The sequence below is a fragment of the Paenibacillus sp. SAFN-054 genome, from assembly GCF_051966755.1.
Classification (GTDB): domain Bacteria; phylum Bacillota; class Bacilli; order Paenibacillales; family Paenibacillaceae; genus Paenibacillus_AQ.
Genome location: NZ_JBQCKS010000005.1, coordinates 23,939 through 45,718, shown reverse-complemented (window position 1 = coordinate 45,718; position 21,780 = coordinate 23,939). Strand labels below are relative to the sequence as shown.

General features: G+C 53.2%; 19 protein-coding genes and 1 other annotated feature. All 19 genes read left to right on the top strand.

Annotated features, from left to right (window positions below; genetic code table 11):
* Positions 1-3 precede the first annotated feature (3 nt).
* The 19 genes from ACTHPM_RS21235 (at position 4) to radC (ending at position 21,743) form a co-directional block, all read left to right on the top strand.
* A complete protein-coding gene (locus tag ACTHPM_RS21235) occupies positions 4-591 on the top strand; it encodes a non-ribosomal peptide synthetase module (protein ID WP_440398144.1) in 588 nt (195 codons plus the stop codon).
* A 344-nt stretch (positions 592-935) separates the two neighbouring features.
* The gene (gene speD / locus ACTHPM_RS21230; RefSeq protein WP_244727709.1) at positions 936-1,334 is read left to right on the top strand and encodes an adenosylmethionine decarboxylase; all 399 of its coding nucleotides are present in this window, start codon (positions 936-938) and stop codon (positions 1,332-1,334) included.
* A 131-nt stretch (positions 1,335-1,465) separates the two neighbouring features.
* Positions 1,466-1,990: an S-adenosylmethionine decarboxylase gene (locus ACTHPM_RS21225; RefSeq protein WP_440398145.1), complete on the top strand. Its 525-nt coding sequence runs from the start codon at positions 1,466-1,468 to the stop codon at positions 1,988-1,990.
* A 228-nt stretch (positions 1,991-2,218) separates the two neighbouring features.
* Positions 2,219-3,613, top strand: a complete 1,395-nt coding sequence (hemA, locus tag ACTHPM_RS21220) for a glutamyl-tRNA reductase (protein WP_440398146.1) — start codon at positions 2,219-2,221, stop codon at positions 3,611-3,613.
* 20 nt (positions 3,614-3,633) lie between these two features.
* The gene (gene ccsA / locus ACTHPM_RS21215) at positions 3,634-4,455 is read left to right on the top strand and encodes a cytochrome c biogenesis protein CcsA (RefSeq protein WP_440398147.1); all 822 of its coding nucleotides are present in this window, start codon (positions 3,634-3,636) and stop codon (positions 4,453-4,455) included.
* A 6-nt stretch (positions 4,456-4,461) separates the two neighbouring features.
* A complete protein-coding gene (locus tag ACTHPM_RS21210) occupies positions 4,462-5,127 on the top strand; it encodes a precorrin-2 dehydrogenase/sirohydrochlorin ferrochelatase family protein (protein WP_440398148.1) in 666 nt (221 codons plus the stop codon).
* Entirely contained in the window at positions 5,112-6,068 is a 957-nt protein-coding gene (gene hemC / locus ACTHPM_RS21205) for a hydroxymethylbilane synthase (protein WP_440398149.1), read from the top strand. Before ACTHPM_RS21210 ends, hemC begins: the two co-directional genes overlap by 16 nt.
* Before the next feature lie 11 nt (positions 6,069-6,079).
* Entirely contained in the window at positions 6,080-7,630 is a 1,551-nt protein-coding gene (gene cobA, locus ACTHPM_RS21200) for a uroporphyrinogen-III C-methyltransferase (RefSeq protein ID WP_440398150.1), read from the top strand.
* Between the two features lie 50 nt (positions 7,631-7,680).
* On the top strand, positions 7,681-8,682 hold the full coding sequence (hemB, locus tag ACTHPM_RS21195) for a porphobilinogen synthase (RefSeq protein ID WP_440398151.1): 1,002 nt from the start codon (positions 7,681-7,683) through the stop codon (positions 8,680-8,682).
* 23 nt (positions 8,683-8,705) lie between these two features.
* Positions 8,706-10,004, top strand: coding sequence for a glutamate-1-semialdehyde 2,1-aminomutase (gene hemL / locus ACTHPM_RS21190; RefSeq protein WP_440398152.1), 1,299 nt, complete (start codon positions 8,706-8,708; stop codon positions 10,002-10,004).
* Entirely contained in the window at positions 10,001-10,903 is a 903-nt protein-coding gene (locus ACTHPM_RS21185) for an RluA family pseudouridine synthase (protein ID WP_440398153.1), read from the top strand. The genes hemL and ACTHPM_RS21185 overlap by 4 nt, the downstream gene beginning before the upstream one ends.
* A 226-nt stretch (positions 10,904-11,129) precedes the next feature.
* Entirely contained in the window at positions 11,130-12,434 is a 1,305-nt protein-coding gene (locus ACTHPM_RS21180; RefSeq protein WP_440398154.1) for a LysM peptidoglycan-binding domain-containing protein, read from the top strand.
* A gap of 206 nt (positions 12,435-12,640) precedes the next feature.
* Positions 12,641-12,926: a binding site (T-box leader), on the top strand.
* A 62-nt stretch (positions 12,927-12,988) separates the two neighbouring features.
* Positions 12,989-15,655, top strand: coding sequence for a valine--tRNA ligase (locus ACTHPM_RS21175; protein ID WP_440398156.1), 2,667 nt, complete (start codon positions 12,989-12,991; stop codon positions 15,653-15,655).
* A 72-nt stretch (positions 15,656-15,727) separates the two neighbouring features.
* Positions 15,728-17,098 carry a bifunctional folylpolyglutamate synthase/dihydrofolate synthase gene (locus ACTHPM_RS21170; RefSeq protein ID WP_440398157.1) on the top strand — a complete coding sequence of 457 codons (1,371 nt, stop codon included), beginning with the start codon at positions 15,728-15,730 and terminating at the stop codon, positions 17,096-17,098.
* Entirely contained in the window at positions 17,049-18,467 is a 1,419-nt protein-coding gene (gene murC / locus ACTHPM_RS21165) for a UDP-N-acetylmuramate--L-alanine ligase (RefSeq protein ID WP_440398158.1), read from the top strand. Before ACTHPM_RS21170 ends, murC begins: the two co-directional genes overlap by 50 nt.
* 230 nt (positions 18,468-18,697) lie before the next feature.
* Positions 18,698-19,954, top strand: a complete 1,257-nt coding sequence (locus ACTHPM_RS21160) for an SPOR domain-containing protein (protein WP_440398159.1) — start codon at positions 18,698-18,700, stop codon at positions 19,952-19,954.
* Positions 19,955-20,142: 188 nt separating this feature from the next.
* Positions 20,143-20,385 carry a DUF4321 domain-containing protein gene (locus tag ACTHPM_RS21155; protein WP_440398160.1) on the top strand — a complete coding sequence of 81 codons (243 nt, stop codon included), beginning with the start codon at positions 20,143-20,145 and terminating at the stop codon, positions 20,383-20,385.
* A 25-nt stretch (positions 20,386-20,410) separates the two neighbouring features.
* Positions 20,411-21,013: a Maf family protein gene (locus ACTHPM_RS21150; protein ID WP_440398161.1), complete on the top strand. Its 603-nt coding sequence runs from the start codon at positions 20,411-20,413 to the stop codon at positions 21,011-21,013.
* 40 nt (positions 21,014-21,053) lie between these two features.
* The gene (radC, locus tag ACTHPM_RS21145) at positions 21,054-21,743 is read left to right on the top strand and encodes a RadC family protein (protein ID WP_440398162.1); all 690 of its coding nucleotides are present in this window, start codon (positions 21,054-21,056) and stop codon (positions 21,741-21,743) included.
* Positions 21,744-21,780 lie beyond the last annotated feature (37 nt).

Here is a 21,780-nt window from a genome sequence, read left to right as displayed (position 1 = left end):
TTTATGGCTCAGCGGTTAGCCACGGAGTATGTTAAAGCCACTTTACAAATCACGGAGCTTCAATTGAACCAGTTTATGCATTCGGCTGAATGCTGTCACATGCACGTGATCGTCAAGGTGCTGGACAGCGGAGGACAAGAAATTGTGCTGGAAGACGAAAGCGGCGAGGAGGTTCATTTCCCTCTTGAAAGTAAGGATGGCCTGTACTTCTGTGAGTTGTCATGCCGCTTGGTGAACCCCCGTATGACGAACCTGGTGCGCAAGCTGTTTGTGGCCTGCAAAGGCGGAGGCGTTGTTAACCGTATTTATCAAGGATTCACAATGATGTATTATTATGAGAACGGCTCGGTTCGAAAAATTGAAGAAGTGACTCCATCCCAGAGCAAGCTGGTATACGAGTATAAGCATACAGCAGGTGAATTGCAGCGGGTTTATCAGCTCGACGATGTAGAGCAGGAAATATCCCGGCTTTATCAGGATATCAACTACTGGCTGGATGAGCGCAACAAAGCGGTAACCCAGGAGCAAATTGCCCGCATTGATCAAAAATTGCGGCAAAGCGCCGCCAAATGGTTTGCATTAGAAGCTTGAACTCATATATGAATCAGGGAATTCCTTCGAAATATGAAGGAGTTCTTTTTTTGTGAAAAGGGATAGGAATGAGGAGTTATGCAAAAGCGTGTATATGAGCTTTTAGCCGCACTTTTGATGGGACAAAGATGAGAAAATAAAACACCCGGAAACCTGTAAAAAAGTATTGCATTTCGCCCTGATAGATGTTATTTTTAATCTCGTTGAAAAGAATATATTAGGAACCAGGATTCACTCAGGACATTGAATGTTGCGAGAGATTATTCCCTCGGGAAGTGAATGACGTAGGTCCTAGCGGATGAAATTTTCAAACATTTTATTCCTAGGAAGGGGGAAACCGGAAGATGGAATACTCAACTTTCGGAAGACACGTTGCTGTTGATACTTGGGGAGTCGACTTTGATATGCTGAACGACGCCGAGTTTTTGCAGGCCCACATGGTTGAGGCTGCGGAAGCGTGCGGAGCAACCGTTATGTCGGTTCAATCCAAGCAGTTTGAACCTCAAGGAGCGACAGTTCTTGTGTTGCTGTCAGAAAGCCACCTCTCGATTCATACGTATCCCGAGAGAGGATTTGCAGCGATTGATTGCTACACCTGTGGCGAAACAGTAGATCCACAACTGGCTATTGATTACCTGGTATCCGTATTGAAACCTGAAAAAACGTATGCGAAGAAGCTGGTACGCGGTTTGGGCGAGTTGAAGGTGGAAACGCCGGAAATGAAACAGGTCGAGCTGGTATAAAGGCTTGGCGCTTAAATCATTGATAAATAATTCATAACCATGGAGATCCGTCTCCATGGTTATTTGTTTTTTGGGGGTCCCATATACTATACGGGTGGAACAAGCTCGTGACAAATAGGGGGCCGGGACAAATGAGAAGACGAAAATCAAGAGATCTGCTGTTTGTAATTCTGATTGCGCTGCTGGTCATTATACTGGCATACCAGGCATACCGCATGATGCGTCCGCAGGCAAGTCATGCCGATGCAAAGCAGATGCTGTATGAAGTATCGCTTTTCCAAATACAGGTGCTGAATACATCGCTTCTCGATACGGCCGATGCGGCAAATACCGGGGACTTGGATGCGCTGAAGCTTGCGGCATATTCGGCTGCCTTTACCCATGAACGGCTGATGAAATCGCTTGGCAAGGATAAACTCTACTCTTTTCCGGCGTTAAACGGGCTGGTGGAGTCCCTCACGACCTGGCAGATCGGCGGTAAGCGTCCATTAAGCGATGCGGAAAAGGAGCTGCTCGGCAGTTACAGCGAGGTATTCTCCGGGGTGGTTGAACCGTACCAACAGCTGCTTAGCGAAAGCGGCCATGTGATCGCTTCGAGGAACGATGAACTGGAAACAGCGGGGAAGCGGCTCGAGGCCTTGGTTAAAGGTGAGTAGGAGATGGTTAATAAAGCGGTATATTCTTGGGATGTTTAAGGCAAAATAATAAAATGCAAGACCCTATTTGTCGAAACGATGTATTTTCATAAACATTTCATAAAATATGTCGGGGTTACTTTACAACTGTGATATAATTAACATAATGAAAATGAATAGCAACCAAAAAAGTTAATCCTGAATTGGATCTTTTTTTTTGAAATGAACCTTAGGCAGGTGAACATGTAAATGCATATCGTCGTTGTCGGATTGAACTATCGCACAGCGCCTGTAGAAGTAAGGGAACGTTTTACGTTTGAACAAAATGAAATGCCGGAAGCGCTCAGCCAGCTTATGCTGACCAAAAGCGTGATGGAAGGCGTCATCGTGGCGACTTGCAACCGTACGGAAATATATGTTGTGGTGGACCGCCTGCATATGTGCGGATACTTTATCCGGAGCTTTATGGAGCAGTGGTTTGACATTCCCCGCGAGGAATTCACCCAGCATTTATATATATATGAAGACGAGCAGGCGATCTCCCACCTCTTCCGCGTCACATGCGGACTCGATTCCATGGTGATCGGAGAAACGCAAATTTTGGGTCAGGTTCGTACCGCATTTCTGCAAAGTCAGCAGGAAAAGGCGACAGGAACATGGTTTAACATGTTGTTCAAGCAGGCCGTAACGCTTGGCAAAAGAGCACATTCCGAAACTTCGATCGGCGAAAGCGCCGTTTCCGTCAGCTATGCAGCCGTAGAGCTGGGCAAACGGATTTTTGGCATGTTCGACGATAAGAAGGTACTGATTCTAGGTGCAGGCAAAATGAGCGAGCTTACGGTGAAGCACTTGTATGCAAACGGCGCGGAAGAAGTTATCGTGGCCAACCGGACGCTCGCCCGCGCCGAGGAGCTGGCAAGCAAATTCAAAGGGACGCCTTGCACGATGGAACAGGCGCTGGGGCGTCTTCATGAAGTGGATATTCTGATCAGCTCCACGGGCGCGAAGGATTACGTCCTGGACCGTACACAGGTCAGCGAGAGCATGAAGAAGCGGCAATCCCGGCCGCTGTTTATCATCGACATTGCCGTTCCGCGCGACATCGATCCAGCCATTGCGGAACTGAACAACGTCTTCCTGTACGATATTGATGACCTGGAAGGAATCGTTGAAAGCAATCTGGAGATGCGCAGAGCCGAGGCGGCCAAAATCGAAACAATGATCTCCGAAGAAATGGACGAGTTTTATACGTGGCTGAAGACGCTGGGCGTAAGACCGGCGATCCGTGCGCTGCAGGAAAAGTCCTCGAATATTCACGAAGAAACGCTGCAAAGCTTGTTTAACAAGCTGCCGGAACTGGACGAACATCAGCGTAAGGTCATCCGCCGATTGACCAAGAGCATCGTCAACCAGATGATGCATGATCCGATTAACCGGATCAAAGAGCTGACGGCAGGCAAAGACGGCAATGAAGCGCTGGAGTACTTCACACAGATTTTTGCATTGGAAGACGATTTGAATGAAGCCGGAGCGGAGCCGGGACGGATGAAGCCGCCCGCCCCAGCCAAAAATGAACTCAGCAGAGAGAAGCATGAAAACAAACCGTTTGCCATTAAAGGTTCGCTGACACCAGCTGGCCTGTAAGGCTGACAGGGGGAGTGGACATGCTTACGGGATTTTATGATGCCGGTATTTATATCTATGCCCTGAGCCTTCTGTTTTTTATCTCGGATTGCATACGACGCAATCGGAGCGCGAAGCGGATGGGTACAGGGCTTCTTGCTGTAGTCGGAATGCTGCAGGGAGGGGCTTTAATCATCAGGGCTGTCGAGGAGCGGACGCTTCCGATCTTTACGCCTTTTGATTTTCTCCTCCTGCTTGCTTTCAGTCTTGTCGTTGCCTCATTGATTGTTCATTTGCTGCAGCGGGCGGAATTCGCCGTGCTGCTGCTCAGTATCATCGGCTTCAGCGTGCAGGTGCTGGACAGGCTGTGGTTCTCCCCGGGAAACAATCCGCTTAAGCACTGGGAGACGGTGCATGGCCTCCTCATTCTGCATATTACGCTTGCGAATCTTAGCTTCGTCATTTATACGATTGCCGCGGTATTTGCGGTGATGTATCTTTTCCTTCACCGGAAATTGAAAGGAAAGAAATGGACGGACACGGTCCGGCGGTTGCCCAGCCTTGAACTGCTCGATAAATATGCATACTCGCTGGCTTTTATCGGTACGCCGGTGCTGACGGTTTCATTTATCGTCGCGGCTTTATCCGTAATATCGGAAGGAAGGCTGAACCTGCTTCTGGATTTGAAGGTGCTGGCAACTTTCGCGGGTCTTAGCTTCTATTATTTCTACCTTTTTAAGAAGCGCTCGCAGCAGCATTCGGGTACGAGGATGGCTAAATGGATTTTAACGGGGTATATATTTATTATTATCATTTTCGTGCTGAATACATGGTCTGATTTCCACCATTGGAGCGGGGAGTGAACCGGGATGGCTGTGTACATGCCGATCATGCTGGACTGCGAAGGCAAGGTTTGCGTGGTAATCGGAGGCGGACGAGTTGCCGAGAGGAAGATAAAGGAGCTGCTTGCGGCTTCAGCCCGCATTACGGTCATCAGTCCAACAGTCACAACGCCTATACAGCAGTATCATGAGGAGGGCAAGCTGGAGTGGCTTCCCCGAAGGTATGCCGAAGGCGATCTGAATGGCGCGTTTATGCTGTATGCCGCAGCGGATGATTCCGAAGCGAACCGGCTTGCAGCTGCGGAAGCCAAGGCCAAAGGGATTCTTGCCAATGTGGCCGATCAGCCCGAGATGGGCAGCTTTATACATCCCAGCGTTCTCCGGCGCGGCCGGCTTGTGATCGCCGTATCGACTTCGGGAGCGGGGCCGCTGGCCGCCCGAGCGATCCGCAGAAAGCTGGAGGACGATTATGGAAACGAATTCGAGGTATACCTCGATCATTTATATGCAATGCGCAGGATGATCCAGCAGCAGGTTAGCGATCCGGCAATGCGGCAAGCCTTATTACGAAAGGCTAGCGGTCCGGAGGTTCTTGATTCCGTGCGGCAGGGGGGCTTTAAGCCAGGCGATGCGGAAGAAATCAGGAAGTGGATCAACGACAATCAGGAGGAATGGGAATGCGGACAATCGTAGTAGGCAGCAGACAAAGTGCCTTGGCACTGACACAAACGGGACAAGTCATTGAAGACCTGAAGAGGCTCAGCAAGGAGCATGGCTTCGATTTCGATTTCGAAGTGAAGCGAATCGTCACCAAAGGCGACCGCATCTTGGATGTGTCGCTCTCCAAAGTTGGGGGCAAGGGACTGTTCGTCAAAGAAATTGAGCAGGCGATGCTGGACGGTGAAATCGATATGGCGGTACACAGCATGAAGGATATGCCTTCCGTACTTCCGGATGGCCTCATGAACGGTGCGGTGCCTCGCCGGGTAGATCCGCGCGACTGCCTCATTACGCTAGATGGGAAGAGTATCGATGATCTGCCGCAAGGCGCCAAGGTAGGGACGAGCAGTCTCCGCCGTTCCAGTCAGCTCAAGGCTTACCGCCCTGACCTGCAGTTGGAACCGGTCCGCGGCAACATCGATTCCCGCCTCAAGAAGCTTGAGACCGAAGGCTTTCAAGCGATACTGCTCGCTGCGGCCGGGCTGTTCCGGATGGGCTGGGAAGACAGGATTACGGCTTATCTTCCTGTGGAAACCTGCCTGCCCGCGGTCGGCCAGGGAGCGCTTGGCATTGAGTGCCGTGAAGATGACGAGGAGCTGCGCAAGCTGCTGGCGCTATATAATGACAAGGAGTCCGAGCTGACCATAGCCGCAGAACGCAAATTCCTTGGCGTGTTGAACGGCGGCTGCCAAGTCCCGATCGGTGCGCATGCAGTCCTGGTTACGGCGCCGGAAGGACATTCTCTTGCGGGACAAAACGTTATGGAATTGACCGGAATGGTGGGATCTCCTGAGGGAGATGTCATCTTGAAGGAAACGCTGCTTGGCACAGATCCGGTGAAGTTAGGGGAAGAAGTAGCCGGAAAGCTGATTGAGCGGGGTGCGGAAAAGATTCTCGAACAAGTCAGGGAGTAGGGGATGAGGAGATGGCGGGAAAAGTATATCTGGTTGGTGCAGGCCCGGGCCACGCCAAGTTAATAACCGTGAAAGGTCTGGAATGCCTGCAAAAAGCGGATGTGGTTGTCTACGATCGTCTTGCCGCGCCGCAGCTCCTTGGTGCGGTAAAACCAGGAACCCGTAAAATTTACGTGGGAAAGCTCCCGGATCGCCATACGATGAAGCAGGAAGAAATCAATCAGCTTCTGGTGGATCTGGCGCTTGAAGGAAACACGGTTGTGCGTTTGAAAGGCGGAGATCCAACGATCTTCGGCCGGGTCGGCGAAGAAGCCGGACTGCTGAAGAAGAACGGGATTGCTTACGAAATCGTGCCCGGAGTTACGGCTGCCATCAGCGTTCCGGCTTATGCCGGCATTCCTGTCACTCACCGGGACTTCGCTTCATCACTGTCGATCATTACCGGACACGAAAGCCCGGATAAGCTAGACCGCATGATTGATTGGGAAAAGGTCACGAACGCGACGGGGACGCTCATTTTTATGATGGGCGTGTCCAAAATCGGATATATCGCAAATCAGCTTATGGAGCACGGAAGGCCTGGACATACGCCGGTCGCCCTGGTACGGTGGGGAACCCGCGCCGAGCAGGATACGCTGACGGGAACCCTTGAGGACATCGAACAAAGAGTGTTGGAAGCAAACTTTCAACCTCCGGCCGTCATCATCGTCGGCGATGTCGTGCTTCAGCGGGAACAGCTGAAATGGGCGGAGGTTCTTCCGCTTTTCGGCAAACGGATTCTGGTGACTCGTACCAGGTCTCAGGCGTCCGAGCTTGTGAGCCGGATTGACGAGCTCGGCGGAGAGTCCTATGAATTTCCTGTCATTGAAACGGTCTATCCGCAGGACCAGGATACGTTGGACAGGATTCAGGAGGCCCTTTCCCGGCTTGAAGGCTACGATTGGGTATTCTTCACGAGCGTCAATGGCGTTGAATACTTTTACCGGCATATGTCTGAACAGGGCAAGGATATACGAAGCCTGTACCATGCGAAGATTGCTGCCGTAGGCCCGGCCACGGCACAAGCGCTTAAGGAGCGCGGGATTATTCCCGTCGAGCTGCCGGGGAGGTTTCAGGCTGAGGGCATGATCGAAACGCTTGGCGCGGAGCTGCTGCCTGGCCAGAAAGTGCTGCTTCCGCGCGGTGATCTGGCCCGGAGCTGGCTGCCTGAGAAGCTTGAGGAAATGGGACTTGAGGTTACGGCTGTCGATACCTATCAGACGGTCATGAGCCAGGAAGAGGATCATGAGCTGATCAGGCTGCTTACGGAAGGGGCAATACATGCCGTGACTTTCACCAGCTCCTCGACCGTGACCCATTTGCTCGAAAAGCTGAAGCGTATGGGTGTACAGGATCCGGTTCAACTGCTCAGCCGATCGGAGGCTGCATGTATCGGGGAGATAACCGCGAAGACGGCCCGCGATGCAGGACTTAGGGTAAGCATGGTTGCTGATCAAGCTACCATTGACGGTTTGGTGGAGTCGTTGTGCTCACACATGACAAATCGGCATCAACACCAATGATGCAGCTTTTTTTGAACTATGAATGAAATGCGATACTGGAGGTTATAGATATGAGTTTTCCAATTATAAGACATCGTCGCTTGCGTCAATCTACAGGTATGCGTAATCTTGTGCGTGAAACCGTACTGAACGTGAATGATTTGATTATGCCGATTTTCGTGACTTATGGTCAAGGCGTGAAAAATGAAATTTCATCGATGCCGGGAGTCTACCATTTCTCGCTCGATACACTCAAGTCCGAAGTGGACGAAATCGTAGAGCTGGGGATTCCGGCCGTGCTTTTGTTCGGGGTTCCCGAAACGAAGGACAGCGTGGGCTCTTCCGCTTACGTTGAGGATGGGATCGTACAGGAAGCCACGCGTCTGATTAAAAAATGGTATCCTCACCTGCTCGTTGTAGCCGATACCTGCTTGTGCGAGTTTACCGATCACGGCCACTGCGGCATGGTTCACACCTTCGAAGTGGACGGACAAGTATACGGCGACGTCATGAACGACGAATCGCTGGAGCTGCTAACGAAGACAGCTGTTAGCCAGGCCAAAGCCGGCGCGGACATCATCGCGCCATCCAACATGATGGACGGATTCGTACAGGCGATCCGTGCGGGTCTGGACGAAGCCGGATTCGAGAACGTGCCGATTATGTCGTACTCTGTAAAATATGCTTCCGCTTTTTACGGACCGTTCCGCGAAGCGGCGGATTCCACGCCGCAGTTCGGCGACCGCAAAACGTACCAAATGGATCCGGCGAACGCACGCGAGGCGCTGCGGGAAGCGGAAACCGACGTGCTGGAAGGCGCGGACATGCTGATGGTTAAGCCTGCTCTTGCTTACATGGACGTTATGCGTACGCTCAAAGATCAGTTCGATCTGCCGCTTGTTGCTTACAATGTGAGCGGTGAATACTCGATGGTGAAGGCCGCAGCAATGCAGGGCTGGATCAATGAAAAAGCGATCGTGCAGGAGATGCTGATTGGCATGAAGCGCGCCGGGGCTGACATCATCATTACTTACTTTGCCAAAGACGCCGCCCGCTGGATGCAGGAGCGCTAAAATATAGAAACGGAGTGACTTTCATGAGTATGTCTGGAAAGCGTAACGAAGAGGCTTCCCGCACCGCGTTCGAAGAAGCCAAACATTATTTGCCCGGTGGGGTGAACAGCCCGGTACGGGCCTTTAAATCGGTCGGCCTCACGCCCATTTATGTGGACCACGCCAAAGGTTCGAGGATTTACGATATCGACGGCAACAGCTTTATCGATTACATCGGTTCCTGGGGTCCCCTGATTATGGGCCATGCCCATCCCGAAGTCATATCGGCCATTCAGGAGACGGCCGCGAAAGGCACGAGCTTCGGCGCTCCGACCTTGATCGAGACGGAAATGGCTAAGCTGGTGTGCGAACGCGTCCCTTCGATTGATGTGGTGCGGATGGTTAACTCAGGCACGGAAGCGACAATGAGCGCAATCCGGCTGGCCCGCGGATATACGGGCCGGGGCAAAATCCTGAAATTCGAGGGCTCTTACCACGGCCATGCGGACAGCCTGCTGATCAAAGCCGGTTCGGGCGTAGCTACGCTCGGCCTGCCGGACAGCCCGGGCGTACCGGAAAGCGTCGCTTCGAGCACCATTACGGTGGCTTACAACGATCTGGAATCCGTTAAAGTAGCGTTTGAACGCTTCGGCGAGGAGATTGCCTGCGTCATTGTCGAGCCGATTGCCGGCAACATGGGCGTCGTGCCTCCGCTCCCGGGCTTCCTGCAAGGCTTGCGCGATATTACGACGCGCTACGGCAGCCTGCTGATTTTCGATGAAGTCATGACCGGTTTCCGCGTCAACATTCACTGCGCGCAGGGAATGTTCGGCATCACGCCTGACCTGACCTGCCTCGGCAAGGTCATCGGCGGCGGCCTGCCGGTCGGTGCCTATGGCGGCAAACGCGAAATCATGGAGCAGATCGCTCCGTCCGGACCGATTTACCAGGCCGGTACGCTTAGCGGCAATCCGCTGGCAATGGTTGCGGGGTATACGACTTTGAAACTGCTCACGCCAGCCGTGTACGAGCAGCTTGAAGAGCGTGCTTCGCGCCTGGCAGCAGGCTTCGAGAAGAACGCCAAGGAGCTTGGCGTTCCGGTGACATTGAACCGCGTCGGTTCCATGGTATGCCCGTTCTTCACGGAGGGCCCTGTCGTGAACTATGATACGGCCAAAGCAAGTGATCTGCAGCGCTTTACCAAGTACTTCGCCAATCTGGTGGAAGAGGGCGTCAGCGTAGCCCCTTCCCAGTTTGAAGGGATGTTTGTATCGGCCGCGCACAGCGTCGAGGATATCGATGCGACTATCGACGCCAACTACAACGCCCTGAAAAACCTGTGATTACCTGGACGCGGCGCGGGCAGTGGCTGGAGCTGTCTCCCGGAAAAAGTTTGAGTGCTGCCCCGGATCGGGACGAGGCAGCGGCGGCTTGGCTGCTGGGCACGCTTGGCATGCCGGAGAAGCTGTTAAACCGGCTGCGTGCCGATAAAGGAATGGAATGGAGGGGGGACCGGCTTCGGCTGGCCCTCTTTCCCGTTCAACCGGCAGGCATTGAACCGATTTGGCAGGAGCTTGAGATCTTGTACGAGGATGATTTCTGCCTTGTCGTGCATAAGCCTGCAGGCATAAACATCCACCCTGACGGCAGCAAAGGCGTGACCGTTCCTACGCTTGATCATGCGGTTGCGGCGCATGTTCAGATGCAGGGGGAGGAGATTGCCGTCCGGCATATCCACAGATTGGATCAGGATACGTCGGGTCCGGTCCTGTATGCCAAGAACGACTGGGCACAGCTGAAGCTGGATGAAGATATGCGGCACAAACGTATTGCCCGAAGCTATGTAGCATTCGTGCAAGGGAGGGTCTCCCGCGAGCTCTCCGTCATCGATCAGCCGATTGGTAAGGATCGGCATCATAAGCAGCGAAGAAGGGTGTCCAGTACTGGACAACATGCCATAACGCACGTTACCGTCGGGGAGATTTATAGAAACGCCTCATGGGTCCGCCTTGAGCTGGAAACGGGGCGCACGCATCAAATCCGCGTGCATCTCAGCCATGCCGGACATCCGCTGCTGGGGGATTCGCTGTATGGCGGCAGTACTGCTTTAATTCCGAGGCAGGCGCTTCACGGTGAACGGCTGGCGTTCAACCATCCCTTCACGGGAGAGCGGATCGAAATTTATGATCCTTGGCCGGATGATTTGCAGAACCTGCAGGACAAGCTGAGTCAAACCCAATAAGCGAATAAGCATACGGGGAAGCAGAAGAGCGTAGAGTACGGAATTGTTCTGAGGAAGCGTACTGCTAGCTTTTCCCAAAGAAAATCTTGGCGCAATCCGCTAAGGCTGGAGTAAAACTGGAATGCCCTCCTATTTGGAGCATATAGATAGAATGAGTAACGCATTGAAGGGCTCATGCCGTGAGCAGACTCACGGTTAGAAATATGCCGAAAGGAGGACATTATCTGTGTTTGACCAGTCCTACGGTTTGCGCTTTGATATTTATGAACGAATTCATCTATCGGAAGATGTAGCAGGTATTGCTGAGCTGGAAGAAATCGAGCTGCTGCCTCACATTCAGGTCATCAGCCAGGGAGATCAGGTTGCGCTTCGGGGCCATCTGCTGCTCAGCGGATTATACAGAGGAGACGGGGAGGACGATACGCAGCGGCTCGAGCATTTTATTCCCGTTGAGATCACCGTTCCTACCAACCGCGTGTCTTCTCTGGACGAGATTGCCGTTGAAATCGAGAACTTCGACGTGGATCTTCTATCTCAGCGAAGCTTGAACATTACGGGCGTGCTCTCACTCCGGGGCATTGAAACGGCGGTGAATGAGCCGGCAGGGGCTTGGAATGCGGATGAATTTACGGTCGTGCATGCCTCCGACAATCCGGCGGAGGATCCGGTGCTGGCCGCGTTTTTAGAGGAGGAGGAAAGCGCGGATGAGTCCGAGATCAGGGAAACGAATGAAGCCACTGCTTCAGCGTATAACGAATCGCAGGCCTATGCGGCGGAGAGCTACGCCATTTCTGAGCCCGCCCAAGCCGTTAATTCCGAATTCCAGCCGCAGGCTGCGCCGGAACCCGAGCCTTCTTACCAGCAGCGGGAAGATGCAAAGGCGCCGGAGCCTGAGGAGGTATCTGCACAAGCCGCGTTTCATGCGGACAAGGAATCCATAGAGCGCAGCGGGAACAAAGCGGCGTCTTCGAATTCCTGGCACTTTGAGCATGAAGATGAAGCAGAGCTGCTTCATCCGGAGAACACCGCCATTCCTGCAGATGAAGAAGAGGATCAGGAGAAGGATATCTACCTCACCTCCGCTTCTTCGGAGCCCGCTTTCCCGTTCAGCGCCTTCCAGCAGGAATCCGTTCACAAGGAAGAAGCGGCGGACGAACGAGAACCGCGGATTGCGCTCAGCAGCAAGAAGGAAACGCAGTCCGCACCTCAGGAAGCCATCGGCTTTTCTTCGCTTTTGGCTTCAAGCCGTACCCTTAAGGAGCAGGAGCAGCAGGCGGTGTCGGAAGAGGCGCAAAGGGAGGAAGCGGAACGCGAAACGACCGCCGGCGACGATATCCAGTGGCAGAATCTGTTTCTCGGAAGCAGCTCGGAGAAGAATCAGTTCCGCAAAGTGCGGCTCTGCATCGTACAGCGGGAGGAAACGCTTGAGACCATCGCGGACCGTTACCAGCTTAGCGCCCGTGAAATTCTGCTGTACAACCGGCTGGCTGAACAGACGATCGAGGAAGGTCAGGTCCTCTATATTCCGTGAGCATCGAACCGACAAAACGATAAATGGAGGCGTCCGGCGCTTTACAGAGAAGCCCGGGCGCTTTTTTGTGTTTTCGCCGGGGACACCCGTTTAAGAACGATACATATGATAATAATATAGCTGTAGCGTAAATTCTCCGAAAAACGGCAGCATTCAGGTAATGTTGACTTAAGTCAACAACCAAGTTATGATGTGTATATATTTTGTCAAGAACGATGATCGGGAAGAGTAGGATGTCATGCCCTTCAGAGAGCGGAATTGCTGCGCTGTGAGATTCCGCAGGATGCATACAGCCAAAAGTCGCCCGGGAGTTGTCTGCTTGAGCCTGTTGAATCGGGTTAGGGCATGACCGGCCGCAGCCGTTATCTGCATGAAGTGTCGCGTACGTACAGGCAGCCGCTTAAGTGTGGCCAGCCGAGGGCGAGGATGTTTTTGCATCGGCATACGCGAAACAAAGGTGGTACCGCGAAAGAACAGCCTTTCGTCCTTTGAGGACGAAGGGCTTTTTTGTTTTTTTCGGAATAACAGCTGATCTTGTGATGGAGGAATGAAAGATGACAGAGCAGGACAACAAATTAACGACCGAAATGCCGACGACTTATGATCCGAAGGCAGCGGAAGAGAAATGGTACAAATACTGGATCGAGGGCGAATTTTTCAAGGCAGGCCAGCGCAAAGACGCCAAGCCCTACACCATCGTCATTCCGCCCCCGAACGTAACGGGGATGCTTCATATCGGGCACGCGCTGGACTTTACGCTGCAGGATATCCTGATCCGCACGAAGCGGATGCAGGGCTACGACGCATTGTGGCTCCCGGGATCCGACCATGCGGGCATCGCGACCCAAACGAAAGTTGAGCAAAAGCTTCGCGAGGAAGGCGTGACCCGCTATGACCTGGGCCGGGAGAAGTTCCTTGAGAAGGTATGGGAATGGAAGGATAAATATGCGGATACCATTCACGAGCAGTGGGCAAAAATGGGCTTCTCCCTCGATTACTCCAGAGAACGCTTCACGCTGGACGAAGGCTTGTCCAAAGCTGTGCGCGAGGTGTTCGTCAAGCTGCACGATAAAGGCCTGATCTACCGGGGCAAGCGCATCATCAACTGGGATCCGGCGGCACGTACGGCGCTTTCCGATATCGAGGTTGAATACAAAGAGGTACAGGGACACTTGTATCATCTGTCGTACCCGCTGAAGGATGGAAGCGGACATATTACGGTCGCGACGACGCGCCCGGAAACGATGCTGGGCGATTCGGCCGTTGCCGTTCACCCGAAAGACGAGCGTTACAAGGACATGATCGGGAAAATGCTTGTGCTGCCGATCGTCGGACGCGAAATTCCGGTGATCGCCGACGAATACGTTGACAAGGAATTCGGAAGCGGCGCTGTGAAAATTACGCCGTCCCATGACCCGAACGACTTCGAGGTAGGCCAGCGCCATAACCTTCCGCAAATTACGGTAATGGACGAGACCGGCACGATGAATGAGCTGGCGGGCAAATACGAGGGGCTTGACCGCAGCGAATGCCGCAAGCAAATCGTTCAGGATTTGAAAGATCAGGGTGTACTCATCAAGATCGAAGACCATCTTCACCAGGTTGGACACAGCGAGCGCACCGGAGCGGTTGTAGAGCCTTATCTGTCCACGCAGTGGTTCGTAAAAATGCAGCCGCTGGCCGAAGCAGCGATCGAAGCCCAAAAATCCGGCAAGGGCGTAAACTTCGTGCCCGACCGTTTTGAAAAGACCTATTTGAACTGGATCGAAAATGTTCGTGACTGGTGCATTTCCCGTCAGCTGTGGTGGGGACATCGCATTCCGGCATGGTACTGCGAATCCTGCGGTGAAATCCATGTGGCCCATGAGGACGTAACGAAGTGCTCGAAATGCGGCTCGACCTCGCTTCGCCAAGATGAGGACGTGCTCGATACCTGGTTCAGCTCGGCGCTGTGGCCGTTCTCGACCCTCGGCTGGCCGGACCAGACGGAGGATCTGAAGCGGTTCTATCCGACGGATGTGCTGGTTACCGGATACGATATCATTTATTTCTGGGTGGCCCGCATGATCTTTACGGCGCTGGAATTCACCGGGGAAATTCCGTTCAAGGACGTGCTGATGCATGGCCTGGTTCGCGATCCGGAAGGCAAGAAGATGTCCAAATCGCTCGGTAACGGCGTAGATCCGCTGGATGTGATCGAACAATACGGCGCGGATGCCATGCGTTACATGATTTCGACGAGCAGCACCCCGGGACAGGATCTCCGTTTCCGTTGGGAGCGCGTGGAACAGGCTCGGAACTTCGCTAACAAAATCTGGAATGCTTCGCGTTTTGCGCTCATGAACCTGCAGGGCTTCACTTATGACGACATAGACATAAGCGGCGAGCTCAGCACGGCTGACCGCTGGATTCTGCACCGGTTGAACGAAACTTCCCGCGACATCACGCGTCTAATAGATGCCTATGAATTTGGTGAAACCGGCCGCCTGCTGTACAACTTCATCTGGGATGACCTCTGCGACTGGTATATCGAATTCTCCAAACTGTCCCTGTATGGGGAAGACGAGGCAGCGAAGAATACGACGAAGTCGGTGCTTTCCTACGTGCTTGACCGCACGCTGCGGATGATTCATCCGTTCATGCCTTTTATCTCGGAAGAGATCTGGCAGCATCTCCCGCATCAGGGCGAGTCGATCACGCTGGCCTCCTGGCCGGAATTCGATCCTGCTCTTGAGAATGCCGAGGCTGCCCGCGAGATGTCCTTGCTGATGGACGTCATCCGTTCGGTACGGAACATTCGCGCCGAAGTGAACGTGCCGATGAGCAAAAAGGTTGAGCTGATGCTTAAGGCCGGGGATGATCAGCTGCTTCAGATCGTAAACCGCAACGAAATTTACGTTCAGCGCTTCTGTAATACGTCCAGCTTTGAAGCAGGGCTCGGGCTTGAAACCCCTGACAAAGCGATGACTGCGGTCGTTACAGGCGCGGAGCTCTACCTGCCGCTGGCAGGCCTGATCGATATCGACCAGGAAATTGCCCGTCTTGAAAAAGAGCTTCAGAACCTGAACGGCGAAGTGCAGCGCGTCGAGAAGAAGCTCGGCAACGAAGGCTTCGTCTCGAAGGCACCGGCGAAGGTCATTGAGGAGGAAAAGGCGAAGATGGCCGATTACTCCGATAAGCGAAGCAAGGTCATCGCGCGCATCGAGGAATTGAAGGGCTGATTAGCGGCAAACCGATTGACCGGGGATCAACGACATCCAACGACCAAATAAATTCAGAAGGTGAAATGGTAAATGGGAGATCAATTTGAAGCCTCTGCATACCTGAACACATATACAGAAGCTGTAGACTGGATTAACGGGCTGATTCCTTTTGGAATCCGCCCGGGCATGTCAAGAATCGAAAAGATGATGGAAATGCTGCACAACCCTCATCGGCGCCTGAAGTTCGTCCATGTCGCGGGAACGAACGGCAAGGGTTCGACCTGCGCGTTTTTAACCCGGGTTCTGCTGCAAAGCGGATATACGGTGGGAACCTTCACTTCCCCGTACATCACCAAATTCACGAACCGTTTTCAGTATAACGGGGAGGACATTCCGGAAGAGACGCTGCTCGCGATTGCAAACCGTCTGTACCCGATCGTGGAAGCCATTGCGGCAACGGAGCTCGGATCGCCTACCATGTTCGAGGTGTCGACGGCACTAGCGATCGTGTATTATGCAGAGGAATGCGTACCGGACATCGTCGTATGGGAGACCGGGCTTGGGGGAAGGCTGGATGTAACCAATATCGTATTCCCGGTGGTGTCGGTCATCACCAACGTGGGCATGGATCATACGGACGTGCTTGGCGACACGGTTGAGCAGATCGCTTTTGAAAAGGCAGGCATCATTAAACCGGGTGTACCTGTCGTCAGCTGCGTGCAGCAGCCGGAAGCCATTCAGGTGCTCCGCAAAAAAGCGGAGGAATGCCGGACCACCCTGTATTTGGCGGGTGAAAAGTTCAGCTACGAGTATACGGGCGAAAAGGGGCCGTACCAGACGTTCCACTTTTCGGGTCCGTTCCGTGAGTACGACATTGAAATCGGCATGAAGGGTGAGCATCAGATCGCCAACGCGGCCGGTGCGCTGATGGCACTAGAAGTCCTTCGCCAATACATGGCCTTCGTCATGGATGAAGAGGATATTTTACAAGGATTCCGCGATACGTTCTGGGCTGGGCGCATGGAAGAAATTCCATCCACGCCGCGGATCGTACTGGATGGGGCCCATAACCCGGAGGGAGCGGAATCCCTGCGGAAAAGCATTGAGAGGCACTATCCGCATGAACGTTTAAATTTGATGATGGGAATGCTGTCGAATAAGCATCATGAATCCTACTTGAAGCATATACTTCCTATAGTGGATACGCTTATCCTGACCGAGCCGGACTTCCGGAAAAAAATGGACGCCGCTGCGCTGCATGACATCGCAGAGGGGCTGAAGCATTCCTACGGCAAACCAGGTTTGCAAATCATCGTAGAACCGGATTGGAAGAACGCGCTAGAACTACTTAAGTCACGGACAGAAGCGGAGGATTTGGCGGTGGTATCCGGCACGCTTTATTTAATATCGGATGTGCGGGCCGCTCTGCTGGGTCAGACCGATTCTGAAAAAGGTTGGTGAAAATCTGTTGAATACGGAACATGTTCATTTTATCGGTATTGGTGGCTACGGGATGAGCGCCATCGCACGGGTTATGCTTGAAATGGGATATAAGGTCACGGGCTCGGATGTGGCTTCCCAGGAATTAACGGAGAAATTGGCTGCCAAAGGCGCCAAAATTTATATCGGACATACGGCGGAGCAGGTGCACGGTGCAGATTTGGTCGTGTACTCGACAGCTTTGTCCAAAGACAATGTGGAACGGGTGGAAGCGGAGCAGCTGAACATTCCGATTCTTCACCGCTCACAGATGCTGGCGAGACTGCTGAATGAGCGCAAGGGTGTAGCGGTCGCCGGTGCCCACGGCAAGACGACGACGTCTTCCATGATCGCTTTGGTCATGGAGGAATGCGGCGTGGATCCCACCTATATTATCGGCGGCGAGATCATGAACGTCGGTACCAACGCGAAGGCCGGAAAAGGCGACTTCGTCGTCGCTGAAGCGGATGAAAGCGATGGTTCTTTCCTTCAGTATCATCCATGGCTCGGCATCGTGACCAACATTGAAGCCGACCATCTGGAGAACTACGACGGCGACTTCGAGAAGCTGAAGGGAGCATACGTTCAGTTTCTGAATCAAATCCGCGAGGACGGCACGGCCGTGGTGTGCGGAGACGATGCCAACATTCAGGCGATCATTCCGGGCATCCGCTGCCAGGTGGCCACATACGGAATCGATACGGACGCGGAGTATACCGCAACCGATCTGGTGCTTGGAGACCGGCACGTATCGTTTACGATGAATCACAAGGGCAACCCGCTCGGAACGGTCGAGTTGTCTGTACCGGGACGCCATAACGTGTATAACGCGATGGCGACGGTGATTTCCTGTCTTCTGGCAGGGATTCCGTTCGCGAGCATTGCCGAGGGCATCTCGAAGTTCCATGGAGCCAAGCGCCGCTTCCAAGTGCTCGGTGAAAAGAACGATATGCTCATCATCGACGATTACGCCCATCATCCAACGGAGATCGAGGCAACGATCAGTGCTGCAAAAGCGACGGGCAAACGGATTATTGCGGTATTCCAGCCGCAGCGGTACACCCGTACGTTCTTCCTGCTGGATGCATTCAGCCGGGCGTTCAGCGAAGCGGACGAAGTCATTATTACTGACATCTATTCGCCCGCGGGAGAGAAACAGATCGAAGGCGTTCATTCCTCGAAGCTGGTGGAGCTGATTATCCAGAACAGCAATGCCGGCGCAAGATATCTTCCAACCAAGGAAGACGTCCTGGCGGATCTGAAGCAGCGAATTCAGCCGGGGACGCTCGTCATTACGATGGGAGCCGGAGATATTTGGAAGGTCGGCTATCAGCTGGCGAAAGAGCTTTAGGTTTCTATTAAGATCTGCGGCTTACATAGGCTGCTTTCAGAGGATAGTTCCAACCGCAAGTTAGACTGCGGATGGAACTATCCTTTTTTTGGCTTGTCATTTGTTCTAATCCAGAGAAGGTGAGAAGGGAATGGAATCAGTCTTTAGCAGGTAAGCCGACTTCTTGCGGCATAACTTCGGACAATCTGTCATATATACTTTGTAATGAGACAAGGGCGAGGTGTATGACGGTGAATAAAGCGAGAATGACTTTCCGGTTCAATGAGGAGAGATCCGACAAGCTTAAGGCTGATCAGGACGAGCAGAAGACTGCACCGCGGCAGGCCGAAGAGAAGCAGGAGATGGAAGCTCAGGGGCAAGGACATACCGATATCATGGATTCCTTCCGGTATGATTATGAGCTGCATGAACCCGTGAAGAAAACGCGTGATCATCTGACGGTGATTTCCGGACCGATGCCGGGATGGTCGGATCCGTTCGAGAAAGAAGACCCTTGGGGCGAGATGCTGGCCGGTCAGCAGCCACCTTTGAAGAATGAGACGGATTCCAGGCTTGAGGATCTTTATGATCTCGATGCATACGGCAGCGAGATCGTGAAGGATGATTATGCAGCGGAAGGGATGAATCTCGCCGACTCCGTCTATCCGGAGATTAGGGACGGATCTTACCGCCCGCGGCGTCCGGCTTCGCTCTGGAAGATTGTCGGCACCATTACAGGCGCGGTCGTGACGGGAGCGTTATTCGGATTCGTGGTTCTTTCCTTCTTTAAGGATGGCTCCGAGGGCTCTATTCTCCCGGGGAGTCCGGGCACGGAATCCGTGACTCAGGCACAGACCGAAGCCGCCAAGGCCGCCCCGGTCACGGTGCAGGTCCAGGGACAATCATACTATATGCTTCAGTATGGCGTCTTCAGCAGTCAGGAACGGGCAGAACAGGCGCAAAAAGAGCTGCAGCAGCTCGGCGTTGCCGCCGGCCGGGATCCGGATCAGGAGAACCGTGTATACGCTGGGGTGTCCACGGACCGCGACCTGGCCAAGCTCCTCAGCAATCAGATGAAGGGCGAGGGGCTGGAGCTCTACGTCAAAGAAATCAAGCTTCCGGCAGCAACGGAGATGAATTTTGGCGGTGAAGCGGACACGGTTAACCAGTATTTCGCCGTCAGCTCCGAGCTTGTATCCAAGCTGAGCCAAATTTCGGCTGAGCTTCTCGGCCAGGAGAACCCTCCGGCGCTGGACGCCGATAACAACGCTGTCCTGACCGACCTCCACAGCCACTGGCTGGAGTCGATCAAATCGCTTCAAACCGGCCTTGGACAGGATGAAGAGGAGCTCGGAGCCCGGATGGAGCAGTCGATGAACAGCGCAGTTTCGGCGATCACGGAATACAACCGCAACCATTCGAAAGGGCATTTGTGGGAAGTGCAGTCCAGCATGCTGGAGTACATCAAAGGCCAGAAGGCATTGATCGGGAAATTGGGGAAAGCATAGGCGAATCATCGCGGGTCCGGAACCTTTTCAGGAAGAAGGTGGAAGGCCGGATGGCGGTTCATTTTGTAAGTCAATGCATATCCGGTATGGAACTGGAAATAGTTCCCCATACCGGATTTGTGTTTGTATTGGTGTCCAAATAACCGTATAATAATGTGGGTGTCAAATTATGGCGAGGGAAGAGAAGGATGAAAAAGAACGTAGGAATACTGCTCTTGTTTATACTGCTTGGCTGGCTGGCGGGTGCCTGGATCGCAAAGGCCCTGGAACCTGTACAAGCCCTTTCTTTTCTGACTGCATCAACACTCATTAAGTGGTCACCACAAGCTAATTTGGACATTATCAGCTACGACATCACCATTCAAATGAAACTGAGCCTGCTGAGTTTGATCGGCATCATCGTCTCCGTGTGGCTGTATCGCAGGCTGTAACTACCGGAAAAAGGAGATCCTTTCATTGAAATCAAACCATTCACGCCGGATCGTACTGGCATCGACCTCACCCAGAAGGCAGGAGCTGATCGCTTCTCTACATATACCGTACGAGATCCATCCCAGCCATGCAGACGAACATACTCCGGAAGACTGGACGCCCCAGCAAATCGTAGAGGGCTTGGCGCTTCGCAAAGCGCAGGCGGTTTATGCCCTTATAGCGGATCCTTCCGAGAATGCCGTCATTGTTGGCAGTGATACGATCGTTGTCCTGAATGAGCAGGTTCTCGGCAAGCCCGCGGATGACGCGGATGCTTTTCGAATGCTGAAATCTTTGCAGGGCAACACTCATTTTGTGTACACGGGAATCGCGTGCATTGATGCGGCAAGCGGCGAAACGCTTGTACGCCACCGTTCGACGAAGGTAACCATGAAGAAGCTTTCTGATGAGAAAATAGATGCTTACGTAAAAAGCGGGGAGCCCGGCGATAAAGCTGGCGCATACGGCATTCAAGGTTTAGGCGCCACTTTGGTGGAACGGATTGAGGGCTGTTATTTTACCGTCGTTGGACTGCCTATTTCGCTGCTTTCCGACATGCTGTCGGAATTTGGCATAGACGTTCTGTAAGCGTGGATGAGATTTGAGTGAAGGGAAAGTAGGGGAACTTATGGAGTCGCAAACGTACATGCTTCGCGACATCCCCCATCAGGAAAGACCCAGAGAACGCATGCTGCAGTATGGGGCGGGCGCACTGAGCCACGCAGAATTGTTGGCTATTCTACTCCGGACGGGTACGCGGCAGGAATCCGCCGTGCACTTGGCCCAGCGTATCTTGAAGCAGGTTGGCAGCATGCGCCGGCTTGTGGACATGAGCATTGAGGAAATGATGGCCATCAAAGGAATCGGCAGCGCCAAAGCCGTTCAGCTCAAAGCCGGAATCGAGCTTGGGCAGCGGCTGGCACGCACCCGTATGGACGAACCGGTCATTATCCGCAGTCCGCGGGATGCGGCTGAAGTTCTGACGGAACAGCTGCGTTACCTGCAAAAAGAACATTTTGTTTGTTTATTTCTAAATACGAAAAATCACATTATTGCTCAAGAGACGCTTTCGATCGGCAGTCTGAACGCCTCCATTGTCCATCCGCGCGAGGTGTTTCGTGCAGCCATCAAGTGCAGCAGTGCATCGCTTGTCTGCGCGCATAACCATCCGAGCGGAGATCCGACGCCGAGTCCCGAAGATATTTCCCTGACTTCACGTTTGAAGGAAGCAGGGGAAATCGTGGGCATCGAAGTGCTGGATCATCTGATTATCGGTGACGGGGAATTCGTCAGTTTGAAGGAGCAAGGCTTGATGTAATATAATAGTTGAGATTGACGAAGAAAGGGAGATTACA

Bases quoted from the DNA above. Each gene is read 5' to 3' on its own strand.
- ACTHPM_RS21210 (WP_440398148.1), top strand. From the start codon at position 4,462: ATGGCTGTGTACATGCCGATCATGCTGGACTGCGAAGGCAAGGTTTGC.
- ACTHPM_RS21175 (WP_440398156.1), top strand. From the start codon at position 12,989: ATGACAGAGCAGGACAACAAATTAACGACCGAAATGCCGACGACTTAT.
- ccsA (WP_440398147.1), top strand. From the start codon at position 3,634: ATGCTTACGGGATTTTATGATGCCGGTATTTATATCTATGCCCTGAGC.
- speD (WP_244727709.1), top strand. From the start codon at position 936: ATGGAATACTCAACTTTCGGAAGACACGTTGCTGTTGATACTTGGGGA.
- hemB (WP_440398151.1), top strand. From the start codon at position 7,681: ATGAGTTTTCCAATTATAAGACATCGTCGCTTGCGTCAATCTACAGGT.
- radC (WP_440398162.1), top strand. From the start codon at position 21,054: ATGGAGTCGCAAACGTACATGCTTCGCGACATCCCCCATCAGGAAAGA.
- ACTHPM_RS21155 (WP_440398160.1), top strand. From the start codon at position 20,143: ATGAAAAAGAACGTAGGAATACTGCTCTTGTTTATACTGCTTGGCTGG.
- hemC (WP_440398149.1), top strand. From the start codon at position 5,112: ATGCGGACAATCGTAGTAGGCAGCAGACAAAGTGCCTTGGCACTGACA.
- ACTHPM_RS21235 (WP_440398144.1), top strand. From the start codon at position 4: ATGGCTCAGCGGTTAGCCACGGAGTATGTTAAAGCCACTTTACAAATC.
- murC (WP_440398158.1), top strand. From the start codon at position 17,049: ATGTGCGGGCCGCTCTGCTGGGTCAGACCGATTCTGAAAAAGGTTGGT.
- ACTHPM_RS21225 (WP_440398145.1), top strand. From the start codon at position 1,466: ATGAGAAGACGAAAATCAAGAGATCTGCTGTTTGTAATTCTGATTGCG.
- hemA (WP_440398146.1), top strand. From the start codon at position 2,219: ATGCATATCGTCGTTGTCGGATTGAACTATCGCACAGCGCCTGTAGAA.
- hemL (WP_440398152.1), top strand. From the start codon at position 8,706: ATGAGTATGTCTGGAAAGCGTAACGAAGAGGCTTCCCGCACCGCGTTC.
- cobA (WP_440398150.1), top strand. From the start codon at position 6,080: ATGGCGGGAAAAGTATATCTGGTTGGTGCAGGCCCGGGCCACGCCAAG.
- ACTHPM_RS21170 (WP_440398157.1), top strand. From the start codon at position 15,728: ATGGGAGATCAATTTGAAGCCTCTGCATACCTGAACACATATACAGAA.